This window comes from Lysinibacillus sp. GbtcB16 (genome assembly GCF_019091145.1).
Lineage (GTDB): Bacteria > Bacillota > Bacilli > Bacillales_A > Planococcaceae > Lysinibacillus > Lysinibacillus fusiformis.
The window spans coordinates 1-258 of record NZ_JAGXJV010000586.1 but is presented as its reverse complement, the minus strand read 5'-3'; the positions used below and the strand labels follow the sequence as shown (position 1 = coordinate 258).

The following is a 258-nucleotide window of genomic DNA, read 5'->3' as shown; positions in this document are numbered from 1 at the left end:
ACAACTGTAAGTATTTTAATGAAACGTTGGTTTCCAGACGTTTCTTCGTGGATTTGGTGTGTTACATTTGCAGCAGCACTCTTTCTTGTAAACGCATTATCAGCAAAGGCATATGCCGAAGCAGAATTTTGGTTCGCAAGTGTAAAAGTCGCAACAATTGATATTTTCATCGTACTTGGCGGCGCTGTTATGTTCGGTCTACTAGACTTTAGTGGAAAGCCAGCTTCAATGCTTCATAATTTCACTGAAAATGGTGGG

Annotated in this window: 1 pseudogene; it reads left to right on the top strand. The window is 40.3% G+C overall.

Annotated features, from left to right (window positions below):
* Window positions 1-258: pseudogene (locus KVT27_RS25325) on the top strand (amino acid permease); the annotation flags it as partial.